A 26,751-nucleotide genomic window follows, 5' to 3' on the forward strand; every position below is an offset into this window, starting at 1 on the left:
GAGTATGTTAAAAATTGGACAATATACATTTAATTCACGTTTATTATTAGGAACAGGGAAATTTCCGGACTTTACGACTCAGCGTCAAGCGGTAGAAGAGTCGGAAACAGAAATTTTAACATTTGCTGTTAGACGAATGGATATTTTTGATCAAAATCAGCCTAATTTACTAGAAGCACTTGATGTGAAGCGTTTCACTCTGTTACCTAACACGGCTGGAGCAAAAACTGCAGAAGAAGCGGTACGTATTGCTAAATTAGCTAAAGCTTCTGGACTTTGTGACATGGTGAAAGTAGAAGTAATTGGATGTGATAAAACGCTGCTTCCTGATCCCGTTGAAACATTAAAAGCTAGTGAAGAGCTGTTAAAGGAGGGCTTTACCGTTTTACCTTACACATCAGATGATGTTTTACTTGCGCGTCGTTTAGAGGAGTTAGGCGTACATGCCATTATGCCAGGAGCTTCGCCTATCGGTTCAGGTCAAGGTATTATTAATCCGTTGAACATGCGTTTTATCATTGAACAATCAACTGTTCCAGTAATTGTAGATGCAGGTATTGGAACGGCTTCAGATGCGGCTCAAGCTATGGAGCTAGGAGCAGATGGTGTGTTATTAAATACAGCTGTTTCAGGAGCAAAAGATCCTGTGAAAATGGCTCGTGCTATGAAGCTAGCGATTGAAGCAGGAAGAGCAGCATTTGAAGCAGGACGTATTGAAAAGAAACAATATGCAACGGCAAGCAGTCCAACAGAAGGGATGAGTATCGGTTGATTAATCGTTATTCCCGCCAAGAACTGTTTCAACCTATTGGAAAAGGCGGACAGCAGCAAATTCAAGAAAAGCATGTTCTGATTGTAGGAGCAGGTGCTCTTGGAACAGGGAACGCCGAGGCCCTTGCGCGAGCGGGGGTAAAGAAAATAACGCTCATTGACCGGGACTATGTAGAGTGGAGCAACCTTCAGCGGCAGCAATTGTATAGTGAAAAAGATGCTGATAAAAGAATCCCAAAAGCAATTGCCGCTAAAAAACGGCTTCACGATATTAATCATGATGTAAAAGTAGAAGCGCACGTAGCAGACGGTACCCCTCAAGTTTTAGAACAGCTTGTTGAGGGGATAGATGTTATGATTGATGCGACCGATAATTTTGACACACGCCTTGTAATGAATGATTTATCACAAAAATATGATATTCCTTGGATTTATGGAGCATGTGTAGGAAGTTATGGAATTAGTTATACTATCATACCAAGTGAAACACCGTGTTTATCCTGTTTGCTTGAGTCTGTACCGCTTGGAGGGTTAACATGTGATACAGTGGGGATTATTAGTCCTGCTGTACAAATGGTAGTCGCTCATCAAGTAACAGAAGTGTTAAAAATATTAGTCGGAGACTGGAATGCGCTCAGAAGGGAACTTGTTTCGTTTGACGTATGGAAAAATGAGTATACGAGCATCAATGTGAACGTGTTTCGCAAATCTGCTTGCCGCTCATGCGGCAGTGAACAAACGTATCCCTTTTTACAATATGAAAATCAAACGAAAACAGCTGTGCTATGCGGAAGAAACACGGTACAAATCCGTCCGGGCAAATCAGCTAAGCAGCCGCTGCAGTCTTTAGGTGAACGATTAAAAGAAAAAGGATATAAAATTGAACAAAATCCGTATCTGCTTTCTTTTTATGTAGATGATTACCGTTTAGTGATGTTTCAAGACGGGCGCGTCTTTGTCCATGGAACAAACGATATAGTAGAAGCAAAGTCACTTTATCATCGGTATATTGGGTAAGAAAGAGATGGAGGTTTCAAGCATGACAGTACCAAAAGCATTAACCATTGCTGGATCAGACAGCGGTGGAGGAGCAGGAATTCAAGCAGATTTAAAAACATTTCAAGAGCGTGACGTTTTTGGCATGTCTGTTATTACAGCTGTGACTGCACAAAATACAGTTGGCGTTCAAGGAGTTTATCCTTTAGAAGTAGAAGCAGTTGAAACGCAGTTAGATTCAATTGCCACTGACTTATTTCCCAATGCAGTGAAGACAGGTATGTTGTTCAGTGCTGATATTATTTACGCAGTGGCTCGTAAAATCAAACAGTACGGACTGCAAAATATTGTAGTTGATCCCGTTATGATTGCAAAAGGTGGTCAATCTCTTCTTCAAAGAGAAGCTGTACAGGCTCTAAAAGAATTGTTGCCTCTTTGTGAAGTCATTACGCCGAACATACCGGAGGCGGAAGTCATCACGGGTAAAGAAATTCACACGATTGAAGACAGAAAAGAAGCGGCAAAACAGATGCATGAGCTGGGTGTAAAGCACGTGGTAATTAAAGGCGGACATGATCAATCTCATCAAGATATGATTGATATAGTGTATGATGGTCATACGTACGTTGAAATCACGCATGAAAAGATGAATACAAAGCATACACACGGAACGGGATGCACGTTTGCTGGTTGCGTCACGGCTGAACTAGCAAAAGGCAAAAGCGTGGTTGAAGCAGTTCAAACCGCCTCGGATTTTGTTCACTATGCGATTAAGCATACGCTTGAAATTGGTTCCGGACACGGTCCTACTAATCACTGGGCGTATAGAAAATACTTTCGTTCAAACACATAAAAAAACGTGCCTACAATCTAGGCACGTTTTTTATGAAGAAGGAATATGTGTAGGAATCTCTCCGTCGATGCCTAAGTAATAATGTCTAATGGGCTTTAAATTATCATCAAGCTCATACACAAGCGGCACACTTGTGGGAATATTCAAGTTCGCAATGCCATCAGGTGAAATGTTATCCAAATACTGCATCAGAGCTCTAATCGTATTACCGTGAGCGGAAATAATAACTCTTTTGCCAGCTTTAATAGAAGGAGCAATAGTTTCGTTCCAATATTCTAGAACCCGCTTTTCTGTATCAGCTAAGTTTTCCGTTACAGGAAATTGTCCCTTAGCTAATTCCTTATACTTAGGGTTGGAAGCTTCATAGCGAATATCTGTTGTCTTTAAAGCAGGAGGGCGTTCGTTCATCGACCTTCTCCACAAATGTACTTGCTCTTCGCCAAATTTTTTTGCGGTTTCTTCTTTGTTCAAACCTTGAAGAGCTCCGTAGTGTCGTTCATTCAACCTCCAAGATTTGTATACAGGAATCCACATGAAGTCCATTTGATGTAAGATAATCCATAGAGTGCGAATGGATCGTTTTAAAACAGAAGTATAGGCAATATCAAAAGTATATTCGTTTTTCTTTAGCACTTTTCCAGCTTCTCGCGCTTCTTGCAATCCATTTTTAGAAAGATCTACATCCGTCCAGCCTGTAAATTTATTTTCAAGATTCCACACGCTTTGTCCGTGCCGAATCAACACAAGTTTTATCATCGTGTTCTCCTTTCAACAGTGACTAAGGACTCTATTCTTTTTTATTATGAGAAGGAAAGAGTTTTTTATCCTAAAGCCGGGGAAAGGAGTTTTTATCATTTAGAAAAAGTGATGCTGAAAAGTAAAGCTTTAACTTTTTTACGCATATGATAAAAATAAAAAGGGAGGGGAAGATAGTCGATGAGTGACCAAGAACGTCAGATTCAAGCGTTGCACGGCCAGATTGAAGATTTAAAAGAAGAAATGTATCAGATGAAGCTTGATATTAGCGCATTAGAGAAAGAAAAAGGAAAGCCTGTTTTGACACCGGCTCTCGTTGGTCAAATAGGAGGTTTTGTTCTAGGTGGATTAGCTATAATCGGTATTTTCTGGATGTAGAACTTCTCGTTTTGAAAACGAAAAGTTCTTCTGATTTTTCAATAAGCAATTCCAACGCGGCATTTGGAGAAGTTTTGAGCCCATATCTCATGGTAGGTAAAGTGAGCGGTATCTCCCGTTGAAATTTTAACCGCATCAGCTGGTAAAATATCTTTTTCCACTCGATAAGTGCCTGTTACTTCACCGTCAGGCAAGTAGGTTGGGCATATAACAGTCCAGTTTAGATCACTTTCCTTCAAGTGTAAGTATCCTTTTAAATGATCTTCTGCTGCTCTGGTCGTTTTACGCTTTGATTCATTTGATTGAAAACGATACTTTTCTGGTTCTGTTCGTGACTGTAAGATGCCTGCAGTTCCAATAGTAAGAATACGATGAACGCCGTAATGCTTCATGCTGTTTATAATTAGCGGTATACTTTTTGAAATCGTCTCTGCACCATCTGTATTTAACGCGCTGACTACAATATCTTGGTGCTTGAGGGCAAAGCTGATATTTTCTTGATGAAGTACATCGCCTTGTAAGATATGTAGGTTTGGATGACTGATTTTTAGCTTATTGCGGTCTCTGACAAGTACAGTAACGTCGTTTTCATCTTTGAGCATCATTTTTAATAAAGACTGTCCCACTCGCCCTGTAGAGCCTAATAGTAAAATTTTCATTGGCTACACCCCTCTATAAAAGATAGTATCTATTCTTTAGGATATACAATCTGTATACTTATTCATAATAAAAAGCATGCGTAGCATAAAGTAATACAAAGTTGATGAATGAAATATTCAACAACAAAAAAATTTGATATGATAAAAAGACAGAAAAATCAAAAAAACAGGAGTGTGAATGTCTTTTGGGAGACTTGCCTCTGAATCAAATGATGATATTAGTCGTTTTGCTTATGTTATCAGCGTTCTTTTCATCTGCTGAGACAGCCTTTTCAAGCGTAAATAAAATTCGTTTAAAACATTACGCTGAGAAAAAACATCGGGGAAGTAAAAAAGCGCTGCATATTGCTGAACACTTTGAACAGACGCTATCGACAATTTTAGTAGGAAATGTTGTCGTAAACATTGCTGCTTCCTCTTTGGCAGCTAAAATTGCCCTCGATGTGTTTAAAGGAAACCTAGCACTCGTGATTAGTATCATCGTTATGACCATCATCATTTTGATTTTTGGTGAAGTCTTGCCAAAATCGTTAGCTAGAGAGCATGCTGAATCTTTTGCGCTGATGATTTCTTCCTTGTTATTTATTATTATTAAATTGTTAACCCCGATTTCCTTCTTATTTTTACAGGTGAAAAAAGGAACTGCTCACTTGTTAGCGTCTGCCCCTACACCAACGATTACAGAAGATGAAATTAAAGTGATGGTAGATTTAAGCGAAGAAGAAGGAACGATTAATAATATTGAAAAAGAGCTAGTTCATCGTTCACTCAATTTTAATGACATTGTGGTGGGGCAAATTTTAAAACCTAGAATAGATGTCACAGCAGTTGACGTAAATGCCGATATTGATTCGGTTTGTCAAATGTTTCTAGAAGAGAGATATTCGAGAGTCCCTGTATACGAAGATCATATCGATAATATTATTGGCATTTTATCAGAAAGAGAATTTTTAACCTGTTTAGTCCAAAGAAAAGAGATTTTTATTCGTGATTTGTTGAGACAACCTATTTTTGTAGTAGAATCCATGAAAATATCTGTTCTATTGCCAGAGCTCCAAAAAAGTAAGGTTCACATGGCAATTGTAGTTGATGAGTTTGGGGGAACGGCCGGTCTTGTGACCTTAGAGGATATATTAGAAGAAATTGTAGGAGAAATTTGGGATGAACATGATGAAGCTGTTAAGTATGTACACCAGATAGGGGAAAAGGAGTACGAATTTAACGCCGACATCCCTATTGATGAATTTTTGACCTATATAGCGGTTAGTTCTCCTGACAGTACGTGCCATACCTTAGGGGGATGGATATATGAGCAGTTTGATCATATTCCTGCTAAAGGAGACTTTTTCTCATATGAAGAGATATTGTTTACCATTAAGGAAGTAGAAAATCGACGTATTCGCAAAGTTTCCGTAAAATCATTTGCGAATAAGAATGAGGAAGCTGATTAAAAGAAATTAGAAAGCGCTCCAAGAGATCTTGGAGCGCTAAAGCCATAATATGAAATTAGTTAATATTAGTACTTGCCGCCTAAGTTTTGCTCAGCTAATTGTACTAAACGTTTTGTGATTTCGCCACCAACAGATCCGTTCGCACGAGCTGTTGCATCTGGTCCTAAGTTTACACCAAACTCACTAGCGATTTCGAACTTCATTTGATCGATAGCAGCTTGAGCACCAGGCGCTACTAACTTGTTTGATGAATTTCTGTTTGATGCGTTTTGATAATTTGCCATGTGTATTCATCTCCTCGTTAGATAAAATAGATTGTAATGGTTGAGTTAGCTGGAGTTGAACCAGCCGAGCAGATACATCGATTAGACCTGCTTGCCTACCGCGGCGTAACTCAATGTTTGCGAGCTGTTGTGCTCGGTTGTTACTAGTATTATGGCGAAAGGTAAAAAAACATATACATAGAAAATTATTGGTAATTTATAGAAATTTTTATATGGAGTTTGATAAAGAGTAAGAGAGTTTTATTCCGTGCATATTATAGGTACATATTGATCAGGTAAAGCGAGGTGCGCGGATGTCGATTTGTTCCTTATGTAATGGGTTTAGTGATGTACAAATGACGTGCAAAACATGTGGAGGAGTGCTGGGGGATATGGGAAAAGTCAGCGATTATTTTGATGATTACAGTGCTTACATGGAAATCGATCAGTTAAAAGTAGAAAATGGGTATCTTAGTGATTTAGCAAATCACCAATGTATTCATCTCTTTTACTGCTCTACTTGTAACAGTGAAGAATTGCAGCAAATACAGGAATAAAAAAAGACCCCTAGAGGTCTTTTTTTATTCGTGCTCAGCACGGATGCGCTGTTCTGATTCTGCATCAAAGAAATGAGCTTTGTTCATATCTAATGCTAAGTCTAGAGATTGAAGCGGTTTAATATCTGTTCTGGAATCCACGCGCGCTACAAAATCTTGTCCGCCAAGTTTAGAATAAAGCATGGTTTCAGCTCCCATTAACTCGGATACATCGACTTTGATTGTAACTTTTGTGCCAGGTGAAGATTCAATAAATACAGGCTCATCATGAAAATCTTCAGGACGGATGCCTAAAATAATTTGTTTGTTTAAATATCCTTGCTCGCGAAGTATTTTCATTTTACCTTCCGGAACTGCAAGAAGCGAATCGCCTACTTGAACCTTTCCGTCTTTTAACGTTCCGGTTAAAAAGTTCATAGCAGGAGAACCAATGAACCCGCCTACAAATACATTTTCAGGTTTTTCGTATACTTCTTTTGGTGTACCAACCTGTTGGATAATCCCATCTTTCATAACAACCAGACGAGAAGCCATTGTCATTGCTTCGGTTTGGTCATGTGTTACGTAAATTGTCGTTGTACCCAAACGCTGGTGAAGCTTCGCAATTTCAGAACGCATTTGCACACGTAATTTCGCGTCTAAGTTTGATAAAGGCTCGTCCATTAAGAAGACCTTAGCATCACGAACAATTGCACGACCTAGTGCTACACGCTGACGCTGTCCGCCGGATAATGCTTTTGGCTTGCGCTCTAAGTATTGCTCAAGTCCTAAAATACGAGCGGCATCTTTTACGCGGCGGTCGATTTCATCTTTTGGTAATTTACGAAGTTTTAAACCAAAAGCCATGTTGTCATATACGCTCATATGCGGATACAATGCGTAGTTTTGGAATACCATTGCAATGTCGCGATCTTTTGGAGCCACGTCATTTACACGCTTGCTGTCAATATAAAAATCACCTTTGGAAATTTCCTCTAGCCCTGCAACCATACGAAGCGTTGTTGATTTCCCGCAGCCTGAAGGCCCAACAAATACAATAAATTCTTTATCTTGAATGTGAAGGTTAAAATCTTTTACTGCCGTCACATCTTTATCATACATTTTATAAATATGTTCTAAACGTAATTCAGCCATTTCCATTTCCCCCTTTTATGTACTCTGTGAAACCGTTTTCTTAACTCTAGTGTAATTTTTTTTAATGAAACAGTAAATGGCAAACATGCACAAAAAAAAGAAAGAGTTTTCGTGCACTATTTACGAAAACCCTTTCATTTTATTCTCCATCTTGCGAATTTTTTAAAGCAAGAATGGCTAAGTAAGCAGACACAGCTCCTGTGAAGTGTTTGATATCAAGGTGTGTGCGATCAATAAATTTCTCAATTCTATACTGCAAGCTGTTGCGATGCATGTACAATTTCTTAGCAGCAAGAGATACGTTTAAATTACATTCTAAATAAACTTTAATCGTTTCTAACAGATCTCCATCATCTTTTATTAAGTCAAGTAAATGTATCATATGATTTTGGATTGCCTCTGAAGACTCTTGTAGAACCAAATGGGGTAAAACGTCAGTAAAATGGATAACATGGTTTTGTTCGACTGTATGCTTGATTTGATAAAACCATTTCTTTTCACGCTCAAGAATTAATCGCGGTGAAGACGGAAACAAGTGAATTTGTCCTTCAAAGAACTGAATCGAAGTTTCAAAATCATGACATAGCACCTCGATAGAATCTGATAAATTTTCAGTTAATTCATTAGGATCATTAAAGGTTTCGATAACGATACCTGATTGTTTATCAATCCACAACACAGTAATGGAGGTAGAATACAAGGCGTGAAGCGCATTTTCAAACTCTATTTTTTGTTCAAACAAACGTTTAATTAAAAACTGGGTGAAGCGAAAAGAATGGTGCGTATGATGAGAGTGAATGACTTTTTCAGGTGCTTCAAATAACAGGTTTGACCAATACAATTGCTCTGGCGTCAGTAAAGAAACTTTCTCATCATAAGGAGTTAAAAAAGCAGAAAGTAACGCCTGCTCTTTTTGAGATAAAGCAGTGTGTTCAATTCCAATGAAGCCTTCATCACATGAAAACCATTTGTAACGTTCAAATTGAGAAGGGATTTTAGCCTTAATCATTTTATCCCCAAATAGTGTGTGCAGCTGTTTCATCTGTGCTCGTTCCCTTCGGTGAAAGCTTACTATTCATAAACGTGAAAAAGCATAAGCTCATGAATATAATCAATTAATTGTGTTTCATCTATTTGATTAGAAAGCGCAGTTTTCCATACAATTTGTCCATCTTTTAAATAATCAGCCTCATAATAAACCCGATTCATATAAAACGAGATGTGCCAGCCTGGCATCCGATTATTTTGATACAGTGGTTTAACCTGAAAGTGTGAAACCATAAAGAAAATCTCCTTTCTCAATTAGTTATTATAAGCTTACCATGAGAAAAGGAGATGAAAAATCATTTAATCTAAAAATTTTGTTAATTTGTAAAATATGTTGCATATGTGTTTAGCACCTTGGGTTTGAATATCTGTTTCATCAAAAATCATCGGCTTTGCATTCACTTCAAACAAATAATACTGCCCTTGAGCTGACTTTGCCATATCAAGAGAAAATTCTTCAACTAGAGGGAAGGACTTTTGAAGGACTTGCCCGCACGTATTTACAAAAGACGAAAGAAAGGAAGTATCTACTTCATCTTCAAGATCTTGAAAAGGTGAAATGCTTCCGCCGTTTAAAGTATGTGTTGTAATGGATTGATAGGGACTATGTCGAATACCGACGCCGCTAATAACATATCGGCTATCTTTGTGATGCGCTAAAATACGTAAGTCATAGCGCCTGTCTTTGAATGGTTGCGTCTCAATCGCTTCTTGAATGAGATAAGCAGACCTGGGAAGGTCAATTGCTTTTAAAGAAGAAAATTCTTCTTTGCGTTTATGATCTTGGTAAATAATCGTATGCTTATGGGAAGATAATCGAAAAATCCCAGCGCCTTTACTGCTGTTAATAGGCTTAAAGTAAAGGGAAGAGTGTTTTTGCAGAAGCTTAGCAATATCAATTTCTGGTGTTAAACGATAGGTTTTAGGAAGGTGAGAAGATAGTAGTGGATCCTTTGAAAATAATTGATATACTTTCCATTTTGAAAAAAAAGCGGAATTAAAAAGTGGGATGTGCTTGCCTTTAATTTTTTGATGTAAAGATGTCAGCTTCTTGGTTTCTGATTTTCTTCCTGGATAACGATTATATATAACGTTTGGCAGCGGCAAAGTTGTTTTGATCCACTGCTTTTTTGCACCGTCAAAGCAATACCCTTCAAAGAAGTGATGAGACATTGTTTCTTCAGCGAATAAAGCAAGAAGCCCACCTTTTTCTTGCAGGGTATGATGTAAGAGTTCTAATAAAGGGCGCTGTTTTACATTTAGTTTTTCCAAAACAGCTTTGTTCGTTAAAACTCCCACAATAGGACCGACTTTTTCTCCTTTTAAACGAAGAAAAGCTTGAGTAGAAGAAATGTTTTGAGTAAAGGGAAGCTCAATTTCTTGAACTCCCCATGTGTAAGAGGCTGAAGGGTTATGATGAAACCACTGCTGCTTTTCTTTGTGATAGTAAATTGTAATCATATGCTGATGCCTTCAGGTGTATTTAGATAGTATCCAGATAAGTAAATCGCATATTCTAGAGAAAGTTTTCTAGTTTGTTGATCTGCTTTTCGTAAGGAAGGGTGTGAAAAAATAGAGCGACCGGGCTTAGAGTTAGCTTCAAACAGCCACACGTTTCCTTGATAATCTACTCCAAAATCGAATCCAAGCTCTCCAATTAATCCGTTCAATTCCTGTTCAAGCACATGACTAATTGAGATGGCGGCATCTTTTAGCTTATTTTCAATTTCTTTTTTGTAAGAAGGGTTGGTGAATATTTTGGCTGTAGCTTCAATTTCTCCGCCGTAATCAAGATGTGTAGTGATGCTGTTGGGACCGGCTACTTTAGCAGCTAGAGCCGTAAGCACCCATTGGTTATTGCCGTCTTTATTCGTATGCACGCGAAAGTCTACACAGCGCTTTTCTTTTTTGATTAATGAAATACCTTGCTGAGCAATGTAGGAAGGATTAGTAAGTAAATATTCAAATTCTGATAATAGATCCTCTAAGGTTTCTTTTTCTTGAACATGAAGACCTTTTTCTCCTTTGTAAGTCAGCGTGTACATGGAATCCTTAAAAGATAGGGTATAAATGCCGCGGCCTAAGCTTCCGTTTTTCGGTTTTAAATAAACGGTTTGGTGAAGAAACAGAAGTTTTTTTATTTGCTCACACGAAGGACTTTCAACTGTGTAAGGTAACAAATAGGCTGTCTGCTCGTTCAGTTTTAAAAGCTCATGAATTTCCCACTTGTTGAAAAAATCAGGATTAAAAAATGGAATGCCGTAATCAGTCATCATCTTTTCTTTAATGAACTTAAAAGGCGCTAACCCCTCTGTTTTTCGATTTGGCAAACGATTATATACAACGTTAGGAAGCGGGATTTCATGCTGTGTCCAGCCGCTTTCTTCATAAAAATAGCCGTTTATGGTCCCGGTTTCCCAGTTGATATGATGAGTTCCAAAAATAAAAGGCAGTCCCCCTGTTATACTTGCAGTAGAAAGAAGTTTAGCTAAGTGAAGGGAACGCTTTCCAATTGGCCGTAGCAGAGAACCAGTAAAACCAGCGGATAACACACCGATTAAAGGTCCTAAGTGAATGGTCTCATTCACAATAATAGGTTGCATCATATGGGCGAAAGGAATTTGAAGTTTTGTCATTAGCTCAGCTGAAATCTGAATTTCTCCACGTTCTGAAGATTGTATAAGGCATGGAGCTGTCATTGTTCCAAAAGCTGCTTGTTTCAAGGAGTCTTTGTAAAGAGATGCAGGAACAGAAAGATCGCAGCCTAGCTGCTCTACTACAACAAGGCGAGTAAGAGTTTTTTTCATAGCATTACTCCTTACGATACGATAGTGTGTTAGCTAAATAGACGCAGTAAGACAGGACATTTTTATACATGACTTCTTTTTGTTCAGGTGCTGTCTCCATTACTATTTTTCTTCCCGGTTTTGAATTTAAATCTAGAATCCAGATGCTGAAGTCTCTCGAGATACATAAATCAATACCTAATTCAAAAAGAGAAGGAAAGTGATTTTCCAGCACGGACGGAATCGTTTTACAAATGGTGTTGATTTCATCCATTACATATTGACGATGAACGCGAGGGATGCGAGGCAGCAAGTTCTCAAAAGGTACAATAGATGCTCCTGAACTTACATTTGTTACGATGGAGTCCCGTTCACCTTGTCTAATTCCTCTTCCAATTTCTTTCCAAGCACCATCGTTTCCTTTTTGTAATAGCAGTCTTATATCGAAAGGAGTGCGTTCATAAGGGAAAAATGAAATATGAGGCTGAGCAATATACAGTACATCACGGGTCGTTTTCGTAAACCAGTTCTTAAACTCCTGAAAAGAGGAAAATAAAATGGTGTTTACAATGTCATTTTGTTGATAAGAAGCTTCAATTTCACGTCCGCGCTGTCTTAATTTCACAATCCCTTTACCTTGTGAGCCGTTGGCAGGTTTAATCATTAGGCTATCGTTGGTTCGAAGCAGCTGAACAAGCTGCTCTACACTTTCGATTGGAGTGGTAGGAGGAATATATGAAGATAAATAGCTATCTTTTTTAATTACTTCATAGACATCTAGCTTATTGGGTAATCCATGGCCTAAAAATGTAACATCTTCCCGCTGTTTAAGCCAGTTTACAATAGGGCGAGCCTTTTTAGACAGCGAGTCTTTTCGATAAAAGCAGCGATCGTAAATAAATGAAGGAAGTAAGAAGGAATCTTCTATCCATTTCTTTTGTTGTAAATCGTAGCGGAAGCCTTCAATACTTTCGGTGTTAGGATGAATGTTAAAAGGAGTAAAACGGTATATTTCAATGGAAAACTCAGAAGCATGTTTAGCAATTTCGGTCACGTACTCTACTTCTTGCTGTGGGTGAATCGTTAAAAAGCCTAATGAAATCATCGTAAATCCTCCTTGGCAAATTGAAAATTCGTTGCGTGCAGACAATAATCAAGCAGTGCTTTTGTTGATGGACGGACAGAGAAAGAGCTTGAATCTGATTGTTTGGAAGGTTTGACATTTACTTCAATAATCCAAGGCTTTCCTTCTTGATCAATCGCTAAATCAATACCGAATTCTGCATAAAGTTCAGACGGATGAGAAAGCTGCGTGCAAATTTCAATCGCAATCTCTTTTAAAAGTGAAAGGATATGGCGCGTAGTTTTTGAATCATAGAGCTGAGTTAACACTTGTTGAGGAGGATGAATATCTCCTCCACGGGCAAGATTTGAGACGAAATTGCCGGGTTTTGATACACGTGTGACAATGGACGTGATTTTCCACGTCAAGTCGTCTTTTTTATGACAGAGAATGCGGAAATCAAAAGGGCACTGTTTGTATGTCTGCAGTGAAATTCCTTCTTGGATGAGGAATCCTTGCCTTTTTAATTGACTATAAAGCGTTTCAAATAAGTCATAAAGAGATTCATATTCTTTTTCATACGTCTGCGTAAACGTTGTATAGTCTAAAATATACTTCTCTTTCTTTGAAATTTTAAAAATATTTTTTCCTTGGCTGCCATGAACAGGCTTCAAAAAAACATCGTCATGAAGTTCCAAAGCGTCAAGAAGATCTTGACGTGAACGAAGTTGATACGTTTTTGGCAAATATGGAAGCAAGTGTACAACATCTGTAAGCTGTTGAAAAACCGTCCATTTATTTAAGTAGCGTGCGTTAAAGAAAGGAACGTCATGTTCTTTTAAAAATGTTTTAAAGGTTTGAAAATCAGCGGTTTGCTCCGTTTTCCTGGCATGAATCCGGTTGTGTACGATTCCCGGAAAGGGAACGTCTGAATAAACCCATCGATCAGCGCGATAAACATATCCTTTAGGGGATAATGACTTCACGTCGCTTAATTTGCTCACATAGCAAAAACACCCTAGCTCCTTGCAAGCTTGAACAAATTCCTTACAAAATACAGAAATAGAGCCGAAGAGTTCTTCATCTTCTCGAACTTCTGTTACGATGCTAATTACGGGCCCCAACCTAAACGTGTTTTCTTCATAAATGCCTCTCAGCTGATGCGTTTCATACGGAAAGCGAAAGTCTGTAAATAGAGCTTCTGACATCATGAAACAGCATTCTCGATGCTGAAACACGGTGGCTTCGACTTCTTTCGTGATGGAGCCTACTGTTAACGTAAACTCGTGCTTGCACTTCACACGGGAGAACAGAGCAGAACTAATGTAAATGTCGTTGCTCATATGGTTCTCTAGTGGTTTTAGAGAAATGGTAAAAGTATTCATAAACGAATCCTCTTTTTCTTTCCTTTAGTAGGCGAATGCTGATATATACTATGAGGAATTAGCCCAATCTGTGAAGAGAATTTATCGTTTTCTGAGAAAATAAAGGTCTTAAGCTGAATTTTATATAATAATTTGTTATAGTTAGGGAAGTCAAGAAATTATAGAACTTAATTAGGAGGAACTTAACGTGTCTGTAAACTTACATGATGTAGCAAATGATTTAGAAAAAGCAATTCGTCAAAGCGACGATTACACAAACTTAAAAAACTTATATGCAGCAGTAAACGCTGATGCAGGTTCAAAACAATTATTTGAGCGCTTCCGTACAATGCAAATGGAGCTGCAACAAAAGCAAATGATGGGCCAAGAAATCACTGAAGAAGAAGTTCAGCAAGCTCAGCAAACAGTTGCAATCGTTCAACAAGATCAAAATATCGCGAAGCTAATGGAAGCTGAGCAACGTATGAGCATGGTAATTGGTGAATTAAACAAAATTATCATGAAGCCACTTGAAGAACTTTACGGTGCGGCTGAATAAGAGATAGAGGAAAGAGGAAAAGAGAAATCTTTTCCTCTTTTTTTATGCGGAAATTTCTTCTAATTGTGCAGTTCTACTCATAAGCTTAGTAACAAGGCTACACATGCCGACTAACATGAAAAGGTCATTTATAACCGTATCCTAACGGATTAGACATCTATGAAAGAAGGGGTTCTCATATGGCTTATCGATTGCTAGCGTTGAATATTGATGGAACCATTTTAAATAGCCAAGGGCGCGTTACAAAAGAAACGAAAGACGCAATTCAATTCGTGAAAAATAAAGGGGTTTACGTTACGTTAGTAACAAACAGGCATTTTCCGTCTGCTAAAAAAATTGCTCGGTCACTTAAAGTTCATCCAGCAATGCTAATTACTCATAGTGGTGCCTTTATCGGAACATCGATAGACAAACCGATACTAGATAAGAGAATTAGCGAGGAAAAAACATTTAATCTCATTCAGCTTTTTGAAAATTTTAATTGTCATGTCCGCATTTTACACGAAAGGTTTTCAATTGGAAATCGTGTAAAGCTTCCTAATAATATTGTAGCTAAAAGCGTGTTAAAAACGGGAGAACCGCTCTTTTATCCTGTGCAGTTCGTAGATTCCTTAGGAGATACGCTTCGTGATGAACCTGTTTCTACGCCAAAAATAGAAGTGTATTTTGCAGATCGTAGAGAAAAAGAATACGCCGAGCAAACAATTGCTAGTGCAGTTCCGGATATTGAATGGTTTTCGTATCCAAATGAAAATAGATGTTATATTACGCCAAAAGGAGCCACAAAAGCTGCCGGCGTTCGTTATGTAGCAAATCGTCTAGGGATACCAATGGAAGACGTAGTAGCCATTGGAAATTGCTATGATGATTTAGAAACGATTGAACATGCGGGAATGGGTGTGGCCATGGGCAATTCACCAACAGAATTAAAAATGCTGGCGGATTGGGTTACTCGTTCTAATAATGAAAATGGTGTAGCCTACATGGTAAAAGAATTATTTAGAAAGCAGCAGCGCCTTGGTTATCTTCATCAAATTGACAGCTTTCGTTTAAAATAAATTAAGGAAAAAAGAGGTTAGGCAAAAGTAGTTTAGGTGAATGAAGATCCGAACGAAGAATCAAACTCGTTCGGATTTTTTTATTGGTAGGGTGAACGTCGGTTCCACGTATGTAGCTGCTTCTAGCTGTTGATCGGAGGGCAAGGTGAAGCCCCCTGCGGGAAAAGCGGAAGAGATGAGACCACGCAGAAGCGAAGCCCTGCATGAAAATCAACAGCGGTATAACAAGCGATTTATATGAGCTGATTTATCCTATTTGCACGTCTTTAGATTGAATTAATGTAGTTATGGCTCAATCTCTTTTTCCGTTTGTTTGCTGTCCGCGCATTCCCTTGAGCTGAGCACCTTGACCGGACATACGTAGGTTTTGTAAACTGATTACTTAGATACAATTGATTTGAAAGGTGATTATATTGAACATTTATATAAAAGGTATAGAAGATGAGCGTTTTTTACGTCCGCTTCACCGAATTTCAGATTTGTTTTTTGAAGAAAGCAACGTCTCCTTTGAGGATGATAACGAAGCTCAGCTGAAGGTCGAAGTAGAGCTAAAAGTTCATGAAGAAATTTATGCGAAAGCAGTGCTGCATGACGCTGAAACAGAGAAGGTGTTTACAGAAGAGCTTTCTAAATCGTTTACGCCTTATGAAACAGAAAAAGAAAAATTTAAGCAAATAAAAAATGTGGTACTTCGCGTTTACTTATCTGTATTACAGGAGTATACAAACATTGTTCAAAAATGGGGTATTTTAACTGGTATCCGTCCGACGAAGCTGCTTCATATGAAACTGCAGTCGGGCAAAAGTAAAGAACAAGCGCATCGTGAGTTAAAGGAAGAATATTTAATTACCGATGACAAGATTAATTTAATGCAGCATATTGTGGATCGTCAATTAGCAGCTATTCCCGATTTACATGAGTTAAAGAACGAGGTAAGTATTTATATAGGCATTCCGTTTTGTCCGACGAAGTGTGCATACTGTACATTCCCAGCCTATGCGATTAACGGACGTCAAGGATCCGTTACGTCATTTTTAGGCGGCTTGCATTATGAGATGCGCGAAGTGGGAAAATGGTTAAAAGAAAATAACGTCAAGATTACAACTGTATATTATGGCGGAGGCACGCCAACTAGCATTACCGCTGAAGAAATGGACATGCTGTATGAAGAGATGTATGAATCGTTTCCTGATGTACAAAATATCCGTGAAATTACGGTAGAAGCAGGAAGACCCGATACGATTACGGAAGAAAAGCTAGCTGTTTTGAACAAATGGAACATTGATCGTATTAGTGTAAATCCGCAGTCTTATATTCAAGAAACTTTAAAAGCTATCGGACGTCATCATACAGTTGAAGAAACCATTAATAAATTTCATCTTTCCCGAAAAATGGGAATGAATAACATTAACATGGACTTAATTATTGGGCTTCCAAATGAAGGTGTAGAAGAATTTCAGCATACGCTAGACGAATCTAAAAAATTGCTTCCTGAATCTTTAACTGTTCATACGCTATCGTTTAAACGCGCATCTGAAATGACTCAAAATAAACGAAAATACAAAGTGGCAGATCGCTATGAAATTGGTAAAATGATGGATTTGGCGACTGAGTGGACTCAAGAACAAGGGTATGAGCCTTATTATTTATATCGCCAAAAAAATATTTTAGGTAATTTAGAGAACGTTGGTTACTCATTCCCTGGTCAAGAGAGCCTGTATAATATTATGATCATGGAAGAAAAGCAGACGATTATTGGCCTTGGATGCGGGGCATCTAGTAAATTCGTGCATCCAGAAACAGGTATCATTACAAGGTTTGCGAATCCAAAAGATCCAAAATCGTACAACGATGGATTCGAGCACTACACAAATGAAAAACTCAAGATTTTAGATGAATTGTTTAGTAAATAAAAAGGTCACTTTTTAGTGATCTTTTTTTATTTTCAGCAGGGAAATGTCGGAATCTGTTGAATATATAAAAAAGTTGTAAGCGTTTTCTTATTATGACGATGCGAGGTGCCGCTTAATGATGAATGTACAGTTAACCGTACCATCTATGATGGAAAGAGCTGAAAAGCTGTTTAGTAAAAAAGAAGTGGTTTCTAAATCTTCAAAAGGAATTCAGCGTTTAACCTATACTCAGTTAATAAAACGGACTCGGCAGCTCTCTAGTATGTTAGAAGGAATTGGAGTGAAGCGAGGAGAAAGAGTCGGAACGTTTGCATGGAATCATCATAGGCATCTAGAAGCTTATTTTGCCGTGCCGGGAATAGGCGCTGTCCTTCACACAATTAATATTCGGTTAGATTCTGAGCAAATTGTATACATCATTAACCATGCACGCGATAAAGTCATTTTACTTGATGAGTGCTTTTTACCTTTATTTGAAAGTATTCATCAAAAGCTTCCACATGTTGAAGCCTATATCGTTATGTCAGATGAAGATGAGCTGCCAGAAACGGAATTACCAGTGTATCATTACGAAAATTGGATTAAGCAAGGGCACTCATCGCATTCCTTTGTTCAAGATTTAAGCGAAGAAGAACCAGCAGGTCTTTGCTATACATCTGCTACTACAGGAGAGCCAAAGGGCGTTGTATATTCTCATCGCGCTATTTATTTGCACTGTATGGCGCTAGGGCTTGCTGATAGTGCTGGTTTATCAGAAGCTGATACCGCTATGCCTATCGTTCCAATGTTTCACGTGAACGCATGGGGAATTCCTTTTGCGGCGGTTTGGTTTGGAACAAAGATCGTGCTGCCGGGTGCTTTTTGTACTTCAGAGACGATTGCTTCTCTGATTGAACAAGAGAAAGTAACTCTTGCTGCAGCTGTGCCTACAGTTTGGTTAAATTTTTTACAAGAGTTAGAAAAAAAACCTTACTCAGTTGATAGTTTGCGAGCTATTTTATGTGGCGGATCAGCGGCCCCAAAAAGCGTCATTCGAGAATTTCAGGAAAAATATCAAATTGAATTTATGCATGCGTACGGAATGACGGAAACAAGCCCTGTGGTGACCGTCTCCCGCTTAAAAAGCTATCAGTACTGCGAAGACTTTGAGTATCAGCTCAGCGTAAAAGCGAAGCAAGGTTTCTTAGTTCCTGGGGTTGAAATGAAAGTAATAGGTCAAAATGGAGAAGTTGCTTGGGATGGAGTGGAAATGGGTGAGCTATTACTAAAGGGCCCATGGATAGCTTCTGAATATTATAAGGATAAAAGAACAGAAGATACGTTTAAAGACGGCTGGCTGTATACCGGAGATATTGTGACGGTTGACGAAGAGGGAACGATCAAAATCGTAGACCGAACAAAAGATTTGATTAAAAGCGGAGGAGAATGGATTTCATCGGTTGATCTAGAAAACGCGCTTATTGCCCATGAAGCTGTTTTTGAAGCCTGCGTCATAGCAGTCCCTCATAAGGTGTGGCAAGAGCGTCCAGTGGCTTGTGTCGTGTTAAAAGATGCATACAAAGGTATCGTTTCGTCAGAAGAGCTGCTCAAATTTTTAGCGCCGCAGTTCGCGAAATGGTGGCTTCCAGATGACATTTTATTTATGGATGAAATCCCGAAGACAACGGTAGGAAAGTTCTTAAAACGTACGCTTCGTGAACAAGTCGTCAATCATTATCAGAAAGGGTGAGTAATATGACCGTCGAATTAAAAGTAGTAGAACTAGTTTTGCAAGAGCGTGTCGCCACAATTTCGTTTAACAGGCCGGATGCGTTAAATGCATTAAACGAAAAAGTGCTAGAGCAGTTTATTCAATGTTTAAAAGTTGTCGAAGAAAGCGAAGCAGATTTTTTAATAGTAAAAGGAAACGGAAAAGTATTTTCAGCAGGTGGAGATATTAATATGATGATGTCACCTTCACAATCAGAACGTTTTGAGCAGGTGATGGACTTGATTAATGAAGCCGTGCTGACTTTATACAGCCTCCCTCAAATGACGATAAGTGTACTGCACGGTGCGGCAGCAGGGCTAGGGCTCAGCATTGCGCTTGCTTCTGATTATATTATTGCAGAAAGACACACAAAAATTGCGATGAACTTCATCGGTATTGCTCTAATTCCAGACGGAGGCGGTCACTTTTTGCTAGAAAAGCGCATCGGTGCTCATCGTGCAAAACAGCTGATTTGGGAAGGAAAGACATTAAAAGCAGAGGAAGCTCATCAATTTGGCATAATTGATGAAATAAAAGAAGGAGATTTGGCGAAGCATGTAGAAGATTATCTCTCATATTGGCTAAAAAAACCTTCACGTGCTTTGAAGGAAACAAAGCGAATTTATGTGGAGACATCCGTTTCACAATTAAAGCAAGTGCTCGCGCTTGAGAAAAGAAGTCAGTTTGCTATGAGCCAAAGTTCGGATCATAAGGAAGGTGTACGTGCGTTTCTGGAAAAGCGAGCGCCTGTTTTTAATCAAAGTGAAAAAGATATTTCCGAAAATTAAGTGAACTAGTTTAAAAGCCAATATTTTTGTCTATCATATTGATAGAGCATGTTTAAAAGTTGCAAAACAGTGGTAACACAAGATAATGTAGAAACTAATGAGGTGATTGGAAATGAACAAAACAGATTTAGTAAACGCAGTGGCAACAAAATCAGAGTTAACAAAAGCAGATGCATCTAAAGCAGTTGACGCATTACTAGAAACAATTTCATCAACGCTAGGTGAAGGTGAAAAAATTCAGTTAATCGGCTTCGGTACATTTGAAGTACGCGAGCGTGCTGCTCGTACAGGCCGTAACCCTCAAACGGGTGAAGAAATGCAAATTCCAGCATCAAAAGTACCGGCATTTAAAGCTGGTAAAGAACTAAAAGAAGCTGTAAAGTAATATAAAACGCCGGAAAGCTAAACCTTTCCGGCGTTTTGTATTAACGATGAAATAATACAAGTTTTCCGCTAGAGCTAACGCATCGATGTGTTTTTTCTAAATAGGCAAGCTCTTCTAACTTTTTGGTGCCGATCGTCTTTGCTTCTGTTTCAGAAGCTGCTTCGAAGCTTTCATCTAATAATTTTTCTCCAGTCTTTTCAAAAGCGGTTAATGTATAAGTACTCATAAAATCTACTCTCCTCTTATAGTATAATTGTAAGCGTATTCAACATATTTCTCGTCTTATTCCTCTAAATCCTGCTAAGGTTTACAGATATCATTTTTTTCCATACAATAAACATAGGTTTATTTACAAAGGAGGAATTAAATGTATCTTTCTATCCGTGAAGTTTCAAAAAGGTACGGTGAATTTACAGCTGTAAATGAACTATCCTTGCAAATTCCAAAGGGTGAAGTGTTTGGTTTTTTAGGTGCAAACGGTGCTGGCAAAACAACGACGTTTCGAATGATTTTAGGGCTCATTGAACCAACCTCAGGTCACATCCAATGGAATGATAAATCTTTAACTTACAGTAGAAGTCATCTAGTTGGTTACCTTCCAGAAGAAAGGGGATTATATCCGAAATTAAAAGTCAAAGATCAGCTTGTTTATCTAGGACGGCTGCGCGGGATGAAAAAAGCTAAAGTGCTGCAAGAAATGGAGCGCTGGTTATCTCGATTTAATATTCCTCAATATGCTTCAAAAAAAGTAGAAGAGCTATCCAAAGGAAATCAGCAAAAAATTCAATTTATCGCTTCCGTTATTCATCGTCCCGAGCTGCTTATTTTAGATGAACCTTTTAGCGGCTTGGATCCTGTAAACGTAGAGGTACTAAAAGAAGCGGTACTTGATTTGAAAAAACGCGGGACGACGATTGTTTTTTCAAGTCATCGAATGGAACATGTGGAAGAACTTTGTGAATATTTATGTATTATGCATCATGGTACGCCTGTTGTATATGGAAGACTGCCGGAGATCAAGCGTTCATTTGGTAAGAAAAACGTCATTATACATGGGAAAGGTCCGTTTGAGAGAATTACGGAGCTTGAAGGTGTTGTAAAGGTGAAAAAAACGGTTGAAGGCATGATTGTTCAAATTCAGCATGAATCCGTATCGCAACTCATTTTTCAAGAACTTAAACATTTTTCATTTGTATCTAAATTTGCAGTGGAAGAGCCTTCATTAAATGATATTTTTATTGAAAAGGTAGGTGCTTCCTATGAATAAATTTTGGGTCATCGTTTTTCATACATATCTTAATAAATTAAAAACAAAATCTTTTATTATTACGACGATTATTACTGCTCTTATTCTAGTTGCTCTTACAAATATGGAGAAAATTATCGACGTTTTTAATTCAGACGATAATGGCACAAATGTGGGTGTCATCTATGAAGTGGAAAGCGTATATACGTTGTTCAAACAAAATGTAAATGCTATGGATTCAGACATTCATTTAAAAGAATTTACGTCTGAGGCTAAGGCAAAGCAAGCGGTAAAAAGCGGGCAGCTCGATAGCTATTTACTTTTATCTTTAAACGATAAGCAGCTGCCTCAAGCTGTGTACAAAGCTAACTCTTTGGCCGAATCAAATCTTTCGTCTACCTTAGAACAGGCGGTACAGCAAACAAAAGTGGCTATGGCTACAGTGAAAATTGGTTTAGAAGAAAAGCAAATTGATCAGCTTTACAGCCCTGTTTCATTTGAAAAAGAAGCGTTAGTTGAAAATGCCAAAACAGAACAAGAGCTAAATCAAGCAAGAGGTCTTGTGTATGTTCTGCTGTTTGTTATTTATTTTGCCGTTATCATGTATGGGAGCATGATTGCGATGGAAGTAGCTACTGAAAAATCATCCCGCGTTATGGAGATCCTCGTATCGAGCGTATCACCTATTACACAAATGTTTGCTAAAATCATTGGAATTGCACTGCTCAGCTTAACGCAGCTTGCAGTGATACTGAGCGTGGGCTACACATCGTTAAAAGCCAGTGTGGAAACAAATCATAACGGCATCTTTTCTTATCTCGGATTTAATGATGTTCCGCTGACTACATTCGTGTATGCATTTGTCTTTTTCATATTAGGGTACTTTCTTTTTGCTACGCTCGCGGCTTTTTTAGGTTCTCTTGTAAGCCGTATTGAAGATGTACAGCAAATGATTACGCCCATGACCCTTGTGATTGTGGCCGCTTTTTTAATTGCTATGTTTGGACTTGGTGATCCTGAAACCACAATCATTACGGTCACATCTTTTATCCCGTTTTTTGCTCCGATGATTATGTTTTTGCGTGTAGGTATGTTAAATGTTCCTATGTGGGAAGTGAGTGTATCGATAGGGATTTTGGTTGTGACGATTACTGCTTTAGCTATATTTGGTGCCCGTGTGTATAAAGGAGGAGTCCTTATGTATGGTCAATCTACCTCTTTTAAAGATATTAAAAAGGCGCTGCAGTTAACGAAAAAAGAAACATAAAGAAGTGAGAGGCTGAGACAAAAGTAGATTAGTTGAAGGGAGGTCCGGACGAACAATCTAGATTCTTGATGGAGAATCCAACTCGTCCGGATTTTTTTATTGGTATGGTGACCATAGTTTGCATGTATGTAGTTGTTTCTAGCTGTGTATTGGAGAGCAAGACGAAGACTCCTGCGGAGAAAGCGGAAGCGACGAGGAGGCTCAGCGGCTGCCGGAAAGAGAAGTCTTGCACGGAAATCAACAGCGGTGCCTCAAGCGATTCATACTAGCTCCTTTATCCAATCTGTTTGTCTTTAGAATGTATTGATTTTGTTGTGTCATAATCTCATCTCTTATGAAAAAGCGTCTACCCGTGCATTCGGTGCCAAGCGATGGTAAAATGAAATGTAAAGAGCTGTAAATAAGCGGACGAAGCGATAAGAGCTTTGCTATCAAATACATAGAATGAAGTGGTAAGGAGGAAAAGGGCATGACAAAAGGAATTGCTCAATACGAAGTAGGAGAGCAAGTTGATCTTTATTTTTTAATTAAATCCTCAACGAGAGGAATTGCAAGCAATGGAAAACCATTTTTAACGGTAATCCTACAGGATAAAACAGGTGATATTGAAGCCAAGCTGTGGGATGCATCCCCAGATGACGAGGAAAATTATGCTGCTCAAAAGATTGTGCGAGCTGCTGGAGAAGTAATGAATTACCGCGGGCGCAACCAGCTGAAAATACGCAACATTCGTCCTGCGCAGCCCCAAGACGGAGTGCGCACATCTGACTTTTTAGAAGTGGCGCCTTTATCTCAAGAAGAAATGGTGGAACATATTACAAAGAGTATATTTGAAATGAAAAATTCAAATGTCCAGCGCATTACTCGCCATTTGTTTAAAAAATATCAAACGGAATTTTTAGAATATCCGGCAGCAACTAAAAATCACCATGAGTTTGTATCGGGGCTTGCCTACCATGTGGTGTCTATGCTGAAGCTGGCTGAGTCATTTTCAACCCTTTATCCAAGCTTAAACCGCGACTTGCTGTATGCTGGAGTTATTCTTCATGACCTTGGCAAAGTATTTGAACTTTCAGGTCCTGTTTCGACGATATACACAGTCGAAGGGAACTTGCTTGGCCATATCTCGATTATGGTGAATGAAATTGGAAAAGCGGCGGAAGAATTAGCGATTGAAGGAGAAGAGGTCATGCTTCTTCAGCACCTTGTATTATCGCATCACGGTAAGGAAGAGTGGGGAAGTCCGAAAAAGCCGTTAATTAAAGAGGCTGAGATGCTTCATTTGATTGACAATGTAGACGCTAAAATGAATATGCTGGACCGAGCATTAACAAAAGTGAAGCCTGGTGAATTTACAGAGCGTATTTTTGCACTTGATAATCGTTCATTTTATAAACCAACGATTGATTAAAAAGGTATAAGTCTTTCTTCCTTCGCATATAGTGGTTGTAAATAACTGTGATGGGGGATCAATATATGGTGACACTACCAATTTGGATTTATTTAGTTGTAGCAGGCATTTTCTTTAGTGGATTTATGGCAATTCGTGCTGCACAACATGATAAGCAAGTGGATGATTCGTTTATTGAAAAAGAGGGACAAGTCTTCATCGAAAGAATGCAAGTGGAAAAAGAAAGACGCAACAGCGATTCTATCTGATTATATAAAAGAGCCTGTCACATGAGTGACAGGCTCTTAGCATTACTGCTGAGGAGTTTCTACGCCAGATTGACTATCTGTCGCACCTTCTTCGAAAATTGGTTTTACATTTTTATCTTTGACTTCCACTTTTGCTTTATCAAGCTCTTTTTGAATCTTCTTGTTCGCTTCTGCTTGATCTACTTTTGAACGTTTGATTTGCTGCTCAAGTTCGGGTTTCTTTTTCTCAAACGATTCTACTTTCTTTTTATCGACTAGTTTAATGATATGGTAGCCGTACTCTGTTTTGATTGGTTTACTTACTTCACCTTTTTTCAGCTTGTAAGCCGCTTCTTCAAATTCTTTAACCATTTGGCCTTCACCGAAGTAGCCTAAATCGCCGCCGTTAGCTGCAGACTGCTGATCCGTTGAATATTCTTTTGCTAGACTAGCAAAGTCCTCGCCTTTTTTGATTTTCGCTTCTACTTCGTTTGCTGTCTTTTCGTCTTTTACTAAAATATGACTTGCGCGAATTTGAGGTTTTTGAGCTTTATATTCATCATAAGCTTTTTTCAGTTCTTTGTCCGATACTTTAATGCCTGCCGTAGCAGCTTTTTCACGGAGGATATCTACTTTTAGCATATCTTTGACTTCTTTTTCGCCTTTTTGCTTAATAACTGAATCCACCTGATCACCGTATTGTTCTCTTAGAATGTTCAGCTGCTGATCAAGCTCTTTATCCGTTACTTTATATTTTTTACTCAATACTTTTTCTTCGGTAACGCTTCGTACGAGTGTATTAAATTGGTCTTGTCCGATTGTATCTTTCATTTGCTTATACAAATCACCTTGAGTGATATTGCCTGCTTTTGTTTCTACAATTACTTTTGAAGAATCGTTTGCATTTGAAGCATCATTTCCCCCACTGCATGCTGATAAAGCAACGAGGCTGGCTGCCGTTGTTAGTGCAACTAAGCTTTTTTTCATACGTAAACACTCCTACTCATCATTTTTACTTATGTAGCTTGACTCAAGATTTACTATATCACATTTCCTGATGTTAGCAAATGAAGTTAAAACCACGTAAATTTACATTTATTTTCCACTAAGCATGGAGTGATTATACGCTTATGATGGCTTTTTTATAAAGCGTTTTCAAAATGGTGGACAAACTCACAGAGTAATCTCCAAACGAGAAGCAAGAGAAATAAATTATGGAGTTTGGGCTAAAAGCCTAGACGTTTTTTGAGCTGATGCATAAGATGCAGTATTAGTAAACAAAGGGGGTGCTCAAATGAGCGGATGCGGATATGGAGGCGGTTTTGCACTATTAGTTGTACTGTTTATCTTATTAGTCATTGTTGGTTGTGCATGTTACCACTAGGAAACAGATGAATATAAAAGGAAAGGGGCGATAGATATGGGTTCTTACGGATGCGGATACGGCAGTGGATTTGCTCTATTAGTCGTATTATTCATCTTATTAGTTATCATCGGCGCTAGCTGTTTTTGCTAAGCCTATAAAAAAGCGGTGAGACATCTCACCGTTTTTTATGTAAATGATACTTCAATATAAGATGAAACTAATAAAATGGTAATTAATACATTAATCGTACGAAAAACTTTAGGCTGTTTTTCAGCTGGAATTTCTTTTTGAATACACAATGTATTTGTTAGTGCATTGATGTAGAATAAAATGAATAGTGCAAATACAATAAAGAATATGTACATAAAAATCCCCCTAACAAAATCAGTGTGACGAAGACAAAAAGTCTTATAGTCATTTATATAGTACAGCTTTGTATGAATTTACAAATATCTATATTAACATTACCAAAAAAGCGGTAAAATAGATAGTTATATATACAGTTGAACAAAGAATTTCAAAAGGTATTTACACAGAAATGCGGTTTTTATTTTATAAAGGGTAGTTAAGAAGTTGAGAAATAGGTTTTAAACGAAATAGCAAAGTGAATGGATAAGAAATGAGTAACAATCAGCCATTGTGCAAAAGGATTGTTAAAAAGGACAGAGGGATTTATATTAATATATGCAGTGAGTACATAATC

At 38.3% G+C, this 26,751-nt stretch carries 31 protein-coding genes and 1 tRNA gene; 18 read left to right on the forward strand and 14 right to left on the reverse strand.

The window, feature by feature from the left end:
• Positions 1-4 precede the first annotated feature (4 nt).
• From LJY09_RS02815 to thiD, 3 genes are read left to right on the forward strand one after another with little or no spacing between them, the layout of a single operon-like run.
• Positions 5-772 carry a thiazole synthase gene (locus LJY09_RS02815; RefSeq protein ID WP_014461697.1) on the forward strand — a complete coding sequence of 256 codons (768 nt, stop codon included), beginning with the start codon at positions 5-7 and terminating at the stop codon, positions 770-772.
• Positions 769-1,788, forward strand: a complete 1,020-nt coding sequence (locus LJY09_RS02820) for a thiazole biosynthesis adenylyltransferase ThiF (RefSeq protein ID WP_014461696.1) — start codon at positions 769-771, stop codon at positions 1,786-1,788. The genes LJY09_RS02815 and LJY09_RS02820 overlap by 4 nt, the downstream gene beginning before the upstream one ends.
• A gap of 22 nt (positions 1,789-1,810) precedes the next feature.
• The gene (gene thiD / locus LJY09_RS02825; RefSeq protein WP_042992349.1) at positions 1,811-2,620 is read left to right on the forward strand and encodes a bifunctional hydroxymethylpyrimidine kinase/phosphomethylpyrimidine kinase; all 810 of its coding nucleotides are present in this window, start codon (positions 1,811-1,813) and stop codon (positions 2,618-2,620) included.
• 30 nt (positions 2,621-2,650) lie between these two features.
• Here thiD and gpmA read toward each other — a convergent pair whose 3' ends face one another.
• On the reverse strand, positions 2,651-3,376 hold the full coding sequence (gene gpmA / locus LJY09_RS02830) for a 2,3-diphosphoglycerate-dependent phosphoglycerate mutase (RefSeq protein ID WP_014461694.1): 726 nt from the start codon (positions 3,374-3,376) through the stop codon (positions 2,651-2,653).
• Positions 3,377-3,556: 180 nt separating this feature from the next.
• Between gpmA and LJY09_RS02835 the strand changes: the two genes are divergently transcribed.
• On the forward strand, positions 3,557-3,754 hold the full coding sequence (locus LJY09_RS02835; protein WP_014461693.1) for a hypothetical protein: 198 nt from the start codon (positions 3,557-3,559) through the stop codon (positions 3,752-3,754).
• Positions 3,755-3,792: 38 nt separating this feature from the next.
• Here the strand turns inward: LJY09_RS02835 and LJY09_RS02840 are convergent, their stop codons facing one another.
• A complete protein-coding gene (locus tag LJY09_RS02840; protein WP_228307477.1) occupies positions 3,793-4,413 on the reverse strand; it encodes an NAD(P)-dependent oxidoreductase in 621 nt (206 codons plus the stop codon).
• Positions 4,414-4,598: 185 nt separating this feature from the next.
• On the opposite strand from LJY09_RS02840, the gene LJY09_RS02845 reads away from it, so the two are divergent.
• On the forward strand, positions 4,599-5,864 hold the full coding sequence (locus LJY09_RS02845; RefSeq protein WP_140451883.1) for a hemolysin family protein: 1,266 nt from the start codon (positions 4,599-4,601) through the stop codon (positions 5,862-5,864).
• A 65-nt stretch (positions 5,865-5,929) separates the two neighbouring features.
• Here the strand turns inward: LJY09_RS02845 and LJY09_RS02850 are convergent, their stop codons facing one another.
• Entirely contained in the window at positions 5,930-6,148 is a 219-nt protein-coding gene (locus LJY09_RS02850; protein WP_013055290.1) for an alpha/beta-type small acid-soluble spore protein, read from the reverse strand.
• Between the two features lie 37 nt (positions 6,149-6,185).
• Positions 6,186-6,261, reverse strand: a tRNA-OTHER gene (locus tag LJY09_RS02855).
• 258 nt (positions 6,262-6,519) lie between these two features.
• Between LJY09_RS02855 and LJY09_RS02860 the strand changes: the two genes are divergently transcribed.
• Positions 6,520-6,684 (forward strand): hypothetical protein, encoded by a 165-nt coding sequence (locus LJY09_RS02860; RefSeq protein ID WP_228307478.1) that lies wholly within the window; start codon positions 6,520-6,522, stop codon positions 6,682-6,684.
• A gap of 24 nt (positions 6,685-6,708) precedes the next feature.
• On the opposite strand, the gene LJY09_RS02865 is transcribed toward LJY09_RS02860, so the two are convergent.
• The 7 genes from LJY09_RS02865 to LJY09_RS02895 all read right to left on the reverse strand — a co-directional run bounded on the left by LJY09_RS02865 (position 6,709) and on the right by LJY09_RS02895 (position 14,099).
• Positions 6,709-7,818: an ABC transporter ATP-binding protein gene (locus tag LJY09_RS02865; RefSeq protein WP_013055292.1), complete on the reverse strand. Its 1,110-nt coding sequence runs from the start codon at positions 7,816-7,818 to the stop codon at positions 6,709-6,711.
• 139 nt (positions 7,819-7,957) lie between these two features.
• Entirely contained in the window at positions 7,958-8,860 is a 903-nt protein-coding gene (locus LJY09_RS02870; RefSeq protein WP_228307479.1) for a PucR family transcriptional regulator, read from the reverse strand.
• Between the two features lie 29 nt (positions 8,861-8,889).
• On the reverse strand, positions 8,890-9,099 hold the full coding sequence (locus tag LJY09_RS02875; protein WP_013055294.1) for a YheE family protein: 210 nt from the start codon (positions 9,097-9,099) through the stop codon (positions 8,890-8,892).
• A 66-nt stretch (positions 9,100-9,165) separates the two neighbouring features.
• Positions 9,166-10,326 carry a YheC/YheD family endospore coat-associated protein gene (locus LJY09_RS02880; RefSeq protein WP_226556412.1) on the reverse strand — a complete coding sequence of 387 codons (1,161 nt, stop codon included), beginning with the start codon at positions 10,324-10,326 and terminating at the stop codon, positions 9,166-9,168.
• Positions 10,323-11,672, reverse strand: coding sequence for a YheC/YheD family endospore coat-associated protein (locus tag LJY09_RS02885; RefSeq protein ID WP_226556411.1), 1,350 nt, complete (start codon positions 11,670-11,672; stop codon positions 10,323-10,325). Before LJY09_RS02885 ends, LJY09_RS02880 begins: the two co-directional genes overlap by 4 nt.
• A gap of 4 nt (positions 11,673-11,676) precedes the next feature.
• Positions 11,677-12,756: a YheC/YheD family endospore coat-associated protein gene (locus tag LJY09_RS02890; protein WP_014461688.1), complete on the reverse strand. Its 1,080-nt coding sequence runs from the start codon at positions 12,754-12,756 to the stop codon at positions 11,677-11,679.
• A complete protein-coding gene (locus LJY09_RS02895; RefSeq protein ID WP_228307480.1) occupies positions 12,753-14,099 on the reverse strand; it encodes a YheC/YheD family endospore coat-associated protein in 1,347 nt (448 codons plus the stop codon). Before LJY09_RS02895 ends, LJY09_RS02890 begins: the two co-directional genes overlap by 4 nt.
• A gap of 187 nt (positions 14,100-14,286) precedes the next feature.
• Between LJY09_RS02895 and LJY09_RS02900 the strand changes: the two genes are divergently transcribed.
• From LJY09_RS02900 to LJY09_RS02925, 6 genes are all read left to right on the forward strand, one after another.
• Positions 14,287-14,637, forward strand: coding sequence for a YlbF/YmcA family competence regulator (locus LJY09_RS02900; protein WP_014461686.1), 351 nt, complete (start codon positions 14,287-14,289; stop codon positions 14,635-14,637).
• A gap of 179 nt (positions 14,638-14,816) precedes the next feature.
• A complete protein-coding gene (locus LJY09_RS02905; protein WP_013055300.1) occupies positions 14,817-15,695 on the forward strand; it encodes a Cof-type HAD-IIB family hydrolase in 879 nt (292 codons plus the stop codon).
• Positions 15,696-16,108: 413 nt separating this feature from the next.
• Positions 16,109-17,608 (forward strand): coproporphyrinogen III oxidase, encoded by a 1,500-nt coding sequence (locus LJY09_RS02910; RefSeq protein WP_042992344.1) that lies wholly within the window; start codon positions 16,109-16,111, stop codon positions 17,606-17,608.
• Positions 17,609-17,723: 115 nt separating this feature from the next.
• A complete protein-coding gene (locus LJY09_RS02915) occupies positions 17,724-19,337 on the forward strand; it encodes a long-chain fatty acid--CoA ligase (protein WP_014461684.1) in 1,614 nt (537 codons plus the stop codon).
• Between the two features lie 5 nt (positions 19,338-19,342).
• Positions 19,343-20,146 (forward strand): enoyl-CoA hydratase, encoded by an 804-nt coding sequence (locus tag LJY09_RS02920; protein WP_228307481.1) that lies wholly within the window; start codon positions 19,343-19,345, stop codon positions 20,144-20,146.
• 112 nt (positions 20,147-20,258) lie between these two features.
• Positions 20,259-20,531 (forward strand): HU family DNA-binding protein, encoded by a 273-nt coding sequence (locus tag LJY09_RS02925; protein WP_013055305.1) that lies wholly within the window; start codon positions 20,259-20,261, stop codon positions 20,529-20,531.
• Positions 20,532-20,571: 40 nt separating this feature from the next.
• On the opposite strand, the gene LJY09_RS02930 is transcribed toward LJY09_RS02925, so the two are convergent.
• Positions 20,572-20,757, reverse strand: coding sequence for a YhzD family protein (locus LJY09_RS02930; protein WP_154974286.1), 186 nt, complete (start codon positions 20,755-20,757; stop codon positions 20,572-20,574).
• A 141-nt stretch (positions 20,758-20,898) separates the two neighbouring features.
• Here LJY09_RS02930 and LJY09_RS02935 point away from each other — a divergent pair, with 141 nt between their 5' ends.
• The 4 genes from LJY09_RS02935 (at position 20,899) to LJY09_RS02950 (ending at position 24,703) form a co-directional block, all read left to right on the forward strand.
• A complete protein-coding gene (locus LJY09_RS02935; protein WP_228307482.1) occupies positions 20,899-21,798 on the forward strand; it encodes an ABC transporter ATP-binding protein in 900 nt (299 codons plus the stop codon).
• Positions 21,791-23,044 carry an ABC transporter permease gene (locus tag LJY09_RS02940; RefSeq protein WP_098999425.1) on the forward strand — a complete coding sequence of 418 codons (1,254 nt, stop codon included), beginning with the start codon at positions 21,791-21,793 and terminating at the stop codon, positions 23,042-23,044. Before LJY09_RS02935 ends, LJY09_RS02940 begins: the two co-directional genes overlap by 8 nt.
• 469 nt (positions 23,045-23,513) lie before the next feature.
• Positions 23,514-24,455 (forward strand): 3'-5' exoribonuclease YhaM, encoded by a 942-nt coding sequence (yhaM, locus tag LJY09_RS02945; RefSeq protein WP_013055309.1) that lies wholly within the window; start codon positions 23,514-23,516, stop codon positions 24,453-24,455.
• A 65-nt stretch (positions 24,456-24,520) separates the two neighbouring features.
• Positions 24,521-24,703, forward strand: coding sequence for a sporulation YhaL family protein (locus LJY09_RS02950; protein ID WP_013055310.1), 183 nt, complete (start codon positions 24,521-24,523; stop codon positions 24,701-24,703).
• A 42-nt stretch (positions 24,704-24,745) separates the two neighbouring features.
• Here the strand turns inward: LJY09_RS02950 and LJY09_RS02955 are convergent, their stop codons facing one another.
• Positions 24,746-25,669 carry a peptidylprolyl isomerase gene (locus tag LJY09_RS02955; RefSeq protein WP_013055311.1) on the reverse strand — a complete coding sequence of 308 codons (924 nt, stop codon included), beginning with the start codon at positions 25,667-25,669 and terminating at the stop codon, positions 24,746-24,748.
• A 307-nt stretch (positions 25,670-25,976) separates the two neighbouring features.
• Between LJY09_RS02955 and LJY09_RS02960 the strand changes: the two genes are divergently transcribed.
• Entirely contained in the window at positions 25,977-26,066 is a 90-nt protein-coding gene (locus tag LJY09_RS02960) for a YjcZ family sporulation protein (protein ID WP_074682953.1), read from the forward strand.
• 36 nt (positions 26,067-26,102) lie between these two features.
• Positions 26,103-26,198, forward strand: coding sequence for a YjcZ family sporulation protein (locus tag LJY09_RS02965; protein WP_016762974.1), 96 nt, complete (start codon positions 26,103-26,105; stop codon positions 26,196-26,198).
• A gap of 35 nt (positions 26,199-26,233) precedes the next feature.
• Here LJY09_RS02965 and LJY09_RS02970 read toward each other — a convergent pair whose 3' ends face one another.
• Entirely contained in the window at positions 26,234-26,413 is a 180-nt protein-coding gene (locus tag LJY09_RS02970) for a hypothetical protein (protein ID WP_013055312.1), read from the reverse strand.
• Positions 26,414-26,751 lie beyond the last annotated feature (338 nt).

The sequence above is a fragment of the Priestia sp. J2 genome (assembly GCF_020790095.1).
Taxonomy (GTDB): domain Bacteria; phylum Bacillota; class Bacilli; order Bacillales; family Bacillaceae_H; genus Priestia; species Priestia zanthoxyli.